General features: G+C 70.2%; 4 protein-coding genes. 1 reads left to right on the top strand and 3 read right to left on the bottom strand.

Annotation, left to right across the window (positions count from 1 at the left end; genetic code table 11):
- Nucleotides 1–89 precede the first annotated feature (89 nt).
- The 3 genes from Dsi01nite_RS56595 to Dsi01nite_RS56585 are packed head-to-tail and all read right to left on the bottom strand — an operon-like array spanning nt 90 to nt 3686.
- Entirely contained in the window at nt 90–1070 is a 981-nt protein-coding gene (locus Dsi01nite_RS56595; RefSeq protein ID WP_203854833.1) for an ABC transporter permease, read from the bottom strand.
- Nucleotides 1067–2092: an ABC transporter permease gene (locus tag Dsi01nite_RS56590; protein ID WP_239137294.1), complete on the bottom strand. Its 1026-nt coding sequence runs from the start codon at nt 2090–2092 to the stop codon at nt 1067–1069. The genes Dsi01nite_RS56595 and Dsi01nite_RS56590 overlap by 4 nt, the downstream gene beginning before the upstream one ends.
- Nucleotides 2093–2147: 55 nt before the next feature.
- The gene (locus Dsi01nite_RS56585; RefSeq protein WP_203854832.1) at nt 2148–3686 is read right to left on the bottom strand and encodes a sugar ABC transporter ATP-binding protein; all 1539 of its coding nucleotides are present in this window, start codon (nt 3684–3686) and stop codon (nt 2148–2150) included.
- Nucleotides 3687–4298: 612 nt separating this feature from the next.
- Here Dsi01nite_RS56585 and Dsi01nite_RS56580 point away from each other — a divergent pair.
- On the top strand, nt 4299–5984 hold the full coding sequence (locus Dsi01nite_RS56580) for a sigma-70 family RNA polymerase sigma factor (protein WP_239137292.1): 1686 nt from the start codon (nt 4299–4301) through the stop codon (nt 5982–5984).
- Nucleotides 5985–6002 lie beyond the last annotated feature (18 nt).

Genomic DNA, 6002 nt, shown 5'->3' with positions numbered 1-6002 from the left:
AGGATCAACAACGCGGCACTCATGGCCGCGACGACGGACGTGGTACGTCTCACGTGTGCTCCTCGGGATGGGGTGTTGGGGTGCGTGCCTCAGCGACGGCGCAGTGATCCGACCGCGACGGCGATGAGGATGATCAGGCCCTGGACGGTCGACCGGAGGGCGCCGGAGACGCCGTAGAAGTTCAGGAGGGCGAAGAGCGTCTCGAGGGTCAGTGCGCCGAGCATGGCGCCGGCGACGGCGCCTCGACCGCCGCCGAGGACGACCCCGCCGAGGACGACGGCGGTGATGGCGCCGAACTCGAGGCCGGCACCGGCCTGGAACGACACGCCGCTGTAGCCGCCGAGCAGGATCGCGGCGACGGTGGCGAGGACGCCGCTGAGCACGAACGCGATCGTCTTGGTGCGCCAGACCCGCACGCCGGTGAGCTCGGCGGTCCGCGGGTTGCCGCCGACGGCGACCAGGGTGCGGCCGAAGTCGGACCGGGTGACCGCGATGGCGACGGCGGCCACGCCGAGCAGGACGAGCAGCGCGTAGGGCACCCGGCCGAGCAGCGGCACGTCCTCGAACGCGCGCCGGCCGAAGCGGCGGAACTCCTCGGACAGGCCGCCCTTGGGCGCGCCGTCGGACCACAGGTACACGGCGCCGACGAGGATCAGGTACATGCCGAGGGTCGTGATGAACGACGGGACCTTCAGCAGGGTGGTGACGAGGCCGTTGATGAGCCCGACCACGATGCCGAACGCGAGCACGACGGCGATGACCGGCCAGGTCTTGTCGGGGTCGCTGTCGATGAGCCGGGCCGCGACGACGACCTGCGCGGTGACGAGCGACCCGACGGACAGGTCGAACTCGCCGGAGACGATGACGAAGTACTGCCCGGCGGCGAGCAGGATGATGGGCGCGGACCGGCCGATGAACGACAGCAGCGACGCCGGGGCGAAGAAGTCGGGCTGCCGGATCGCGACCAGCACCAGCAGGATCGCGAGGATCCCGAGGATGGGCGCGATCCCGCCGGGCTTCAGGAGGTTGACCCTGCGGCGGGCCGGCGTCTCTGCAACGGTGGTCGTCATGCCGCCGCCTTCCGGGTCGCAGTGCGGCGGCGGTGCATCCGCCGGGCGTAGACGGCCACCGCGGCGATGATGATGACCCCGCGGATGACCTGCTTGAAGAACGCGTCGACCTCGAGCTGGTTGAAGATGCTGTCGATGCTGGCCAGCAGCAGGACACCACCGACGGTGCCGAGGACGCCGCCGCGCCCGCCGGCCAGGGCCGTGCCACCGAGCACCACGGCGGCGATGGACTCGAGGTCGTAGAGGCCCTCGACGCCGACGCGGGGCGCGCCGGAGCCGAGGCGGCTGGCGAGGTAGATGCCGGCGAGCCCGGAGCACAGCGCGCACAGCACGTGGGCGGTGATGAGGATGCGGTCGTTGCGGACGCCGGAGAGCCGGGCCACGTCCGGGTCGCCGCCGACGGCGATGAGGTGGTGGCCGAAGCGGGTGTTGCGCACCACGAACCAGGCCGCCGCGGCCACCGCGAGCAGCAGCAGGAACGCGACCGGGACGGGTCCGACGCGCTGGTAGCCGAGGCCCTGCACGAACGCGTGCGCGGTCTTGCCGGCCGGGCCGTCGTAGCCGTTGTCGAGGTAGCCCTTGAGCAGCAGCCCGACGCCGACCGTGGCGATGAACGCGTTGATTCGCAGCTTGGTCACCAGCAGCCCGTTGACCAGCCCGATCGCCGCGGCGACGAGCAGCACCAGCCCGACGGCGGGCAGGATGTTGCCGTCCTTACCGGCCATCGTCTCGGCCGCGACGAGGGTGCTGATGCTGATCACGTATGCGACGGACAGGTCGAGCGAGCCGGCGAGGATGACCAGGGTCTGCCCGACGGCGACGAGGCCGAGGCCGGTCGCCACGTGCAGCAGGCTGACCACGGTGGACTGGTTGAACAGCGAGCCGCCGTCGATGGCGACGACGATCCACCCGATCGCCAGGGTCAGTGCGAGGGCGATGTAGACCCCGCGGGCGGGTCCGGCGGCCGAAGCCTTGAGCCGGATCGCGGTGGTCTTCGCCGGTACCGGCGGGGCCATGGTCATGCCGCCACCTCCGCTGCGCTCATGATGACCAGCTCCTCGCTCCGCTGCGGGCCGTTCATGCCTTCACCTCTTCGGTGGTCACGGCGCCGGTGGCGAGACCGACGACGTCTTCCTCACTCGCGCCGGCGGGCAGTTCCCCGGCCACGGCCCCGTCCCGCATGACGACGATCCGGTCGCTCATGCCGAGCAGTTCGGGCAGCTCCGACGAGATCATCAGCACGGCCGCGCCGTCGCGGGCGAGCTTGCGGACCAGGTCGTGGATGGCGGACTTGGCGCCGACGTCGATGCCCCGGGTGGGCTCGTCGAACAGCAGGATCTTCGGCCCGAGCGCGAGCCAGCGGGCCAGGACGACCTTCTGCTGGTTGCCGCCGGACAGGAAGCGGATCTCCTGGTCCTCGCCGGCGGCGTGCACCTCGACGGCGGTGAGCAGCTCACGGACGTTGGCGGTGCGGTCGGCCCGGCCGCCCATCGAGAAGAGCCCCGACGGGAACACGGCACGCCCGGCGAGCAAGGCGTTGTCCAGGACCGACTGGCCGCCGACGATGCCTTCGGCCTTGCGGTCCTCGGTGACGTAGGCGATGCCGGCCCGGATCGCGGCACGGGGCGAGCGCAGCTGCACGGGCGCGCCGTCCAGCTCGACGGTGCCGCCGGTGAACGGGTCGGCGCCGAAGATCGCCCGGGCGAGCGCGGAGCGGCCGGAGCCCTGCAGGCCGCCGATGCCGAGGATCTCCCCGGCGCGCAGCCGCACGTCGACGCCCCGCAGCTTGTGGTTCGTTCCACTGTGGACGGCGAGGCGGACCGCGCCGAGGTCGTCCGGCGCCGCCCTGGGCGGGAAGTAACCGGCCAGCTCCCGGCCGACCATGTGCTTGACGAGCTGGTCGCCGGTGGTGTCCTTGGTGGCGAGGGTGGTGACCCGGCGGCCGTCCTTGAGCACGGTGATCCGGTCGGACAGGTCGAACACCTCGGCGAGGCGGTGCGAGACGTAGAGCAGGCCGATGCCGCGCTCCTGCAGGCGGCGCACCAGCGCGTAGAGCAGCTCGACCTCGTGGTCGGCGAGGGCGGCGGTCGGCTCGTCCATGATGAGCAGGCGCGCGTCGAGGGCGAGGGCCTTGACGATCTCGACGACCTGCTGCTGGGCGACGCCGAGCCGGCCGACCTTCACGCCGGGGTCGAAGGACGTCTCGCCGGCGGTGGCGAGCAGCGCCGCGGTGCGCTCGTGCATGGCCTTGCGGTCGACGAGGCCGCGGCGGACCGGTTCGTGGCCGAGGAAGACGTTCTCCGCGACGGTCCGCTCGGGCAGCAGGTTGAACTCCTGGTGGATGATCCCGATGCCGGCGGCCTGCGCGTCGCGCGGCCCGCGGAAGTGCACGGCGCGCCCGTCGAGCTCGACGGCGCCGCCGTCGGGGGTGTACACGCCGGAAATAATCTTCATGAGGGTCGATTTGCCGGCGCCGTTCTCGCCGACGACCGCGTGCACCTCACCCGCCCGCACGTCGATATCGACATCGGCGAGGACACGGACCCCGAGGAAGGACTTGCCGATCCCGCGCAACTGCAGCAATGGCGCAGCCGGCGTTTCAGGTGTTTCAGGCATCGCAAACCCCTAACTGACCGTAACCATCGAAGACGGCCGTGATCGCGGTCGAGCATCGGTGGAGCACGTAGCGTGGGGACTTTCGCCGTTGAAGCCCAGAACTTTTGCTGGTTTCGACTAAAGGTGGCGGAGAGCAGACTAAATGTTTCGATGTTCGGCCGCAACGGCGCAACGCCACCGAAACAAAGCCGTAGCCTGACCTCCACCGATCGACTGAGTTCGACCGGCCAAACGGACGAGGCCGGTGAGAGCGCTCCACCGGCCGAGCGGGCCGGAAAGCGCCGCCGACCTGCTCGTACCCGCCAAAATATTGACTTCCGGAGATGGCTCCAGCACGCTGGGCGGCGCAGACACGGCTCGGAAACCGTGAGCGTGACTGTCCGTCGCGGCCGGCGGCAGTCGATCCGTCCGGAATCTCATGCTTCACGGAACCCTGTGCAGCCACCGGGCCGATGTGTCGTGCACTCATGACCGGAAACGTTCGAGACGTCGCTGAATCGCTCCCGTGAAAATTGTTATGCGCATTCGCGCAATGGACCGCCCCGCGGTGGGATCTTGACACCATCGCCTTCCGTCGCCACTGTGATGGGCCGATGCACGACCTGCGCATTCATGACAGCGATTGTGGGACCTGACATGCCCGGCGGACCGGCACCCAGGCTGCGGAAGCCGTCCTCTGTACCACCCCTGACGTTCCGGGGTGACTATGCGCCGCTGGTCATCGCCGCGCAGGCCGGCAGCAGAGACGCACGTGACGAGTTGATCTCGGCGTGCCTGCCGCTGCTGTACAACATCGTCGGCCGGGCCGTGGGCCGGCCCGCCGACGTGGACGATGTCGTGCAGGAGACATTGTTGCTGGTGCTGCGGGACCTGCCGGGCCTGCGCAATCCCGAGAGCTTCCGACCGTGGCTGGCCGCTGTGGCGATGCACCAGATCGGCAGACACAGGGACCGCTGGCAGTCCGCGGCAGCGCGGACCACGGTGATCGAGGAGGCGGCCGACGTCGCGGACAGCGCGGCGGACATCGAGCGCACGACAGTGCTGCACCTGCAGCTCGCGGAGGAGCGACGCCAGCTGTCCGAGGCGAGCCGATGGCTGGAGCCGGACGACCGGACACTGCTCTCGTTGTGGTGGCAGGAAACGGCGGAACTCATGAGCCGCGCCGAGGTGGCCGAAGCCATGGGGGTGAACGTCGCTCACGCCGGTGTCCGGCTGCAGCGGATGCGCGAGCAGCTGGAGCGATGCCGGGGAATCGTCAGCGCCCTCGCCGCCGAGCCTCGCTGCGCCGGCCTGGACACCCTCGTGTCCGGATGGGACGCGCAGCCGTCGACCGTCTGGCGCAAACGGATCGCCCGACACATCCGCGACTGCGCCGTCTGCACTGGGACCACGGCAGACCTGATCAGGATCGAAAAGATCATCACGGCCCTCGCCGTGCTGCCCGTCCCGGCCACGCTCATCGCTGCGCTCATGGCCAAAGGCCTGCTTCCGGCGGCCGCCACGGGCGCGGCGAGCTCGATCGCGCACGCCGCCTCCGGCGTCGCCGCGACCGGCACCGCGCACTTCTCGCTGACCGGCAAGCTCGCCGCCGCGATAGCGGCACATCCCATCGTCTCCCTCATCGCGGGCACGGTCATCGTGGCCGGTGTCGTCGTCACACCGATCGCGGTGTCCACGCCACCGGCGGCACCCACGCCCACCCGCGTCGCGGTCGCACCGCCGACACCGCCGCGACCACCGGCCACCACCGGATCCACAACCAAAGGAGCGGCACCGGTCACCCGCGGGCCCACCGCATCTTCGACACCGGAGCCAAGCCCTTCGGTCACCACGCCGATCACCGGGCGGACATGGACGCTGACCGCGGAGCACAGCGGCAAGCTCATGGACGTCGAGGCGCATTCCGTCGCCGATCGGACCCCGGTCCTTCAATGGCCCGGGACCGGCGCCGACAACCAGCGGTGGCAGGTCATCGACGCCGGCGGCGGCACCGTCATGCTCAAGGCCGTGCACTCCGGCAAGTGCCTGGACGTCGCCGCCCGCTCCACCACCGCAGGGGCGTACCTGCAGCAGTACCGGTGCAACAACGACGACAACCAGAGGTTCACCATCGAACCGGCACCTGTCGCGACGCCGGCACCGACCCCGACAGCGACCGGGGTTGCCTACGTCATCAAGAACGTCCTGAGTGGACTGTGCATCGACGTCTTCGGCAACGCGGCGACCGACGGTGCGCGGCTGGTGCAATGGACCTGCCAGGGCACCACCAATCAGCAGTGGCGATTCACGCAGGTCTGACCTTACTTCCAGCGTTGC

This window comes from Dactylosporangium siamense (assembly GCF_016862795.1).
Classification (GTDB): domain Bacteria; phylum Actinomycetota; class Actinomycetes; order Mycobacteriales; family Micromonosporaceae; genus Dactylosporangium; species Dactylosporangium siamense.
Note: the sequence above shows the minus strand (reverse complement) of the source record. Positions and strands in the feature narration are given on the sequence as shown.

Bases quoted from the DNA above. Each gene is read 5' to 3' on its own strand.
- Dsi01nite_RS56595 (WP_203854833.1), bottom strand. From the start codon at position 1,070: ATGACGACCACCGTTGCAGAGACGCCGGCCCGCCGCAGGGTCAACCTC.
- Dsi01nite_RS56590 (WP_239137294.1), bottom strand. From the start codon at position 2,092: ATGACCATGGCCCCGCCGGTACCGGCGAAGACCACCGCGATCCGGCTC.
- Dsi01nite_RS56585 (WP_203854832.1), bottom strand. From the start codon at position 3,686: ATGCCTGAAACACCTGAAACGCCGGCTGCGCCATTGCTGCAGTTGCGC.
- Dsi01nite_RS56580 (WP_239137292.1), top strand. From the start codon at position 4,299: ATGACAGCGATTGTGGGACCTGACATGCCCGGCGGACCGGCACCCAGG.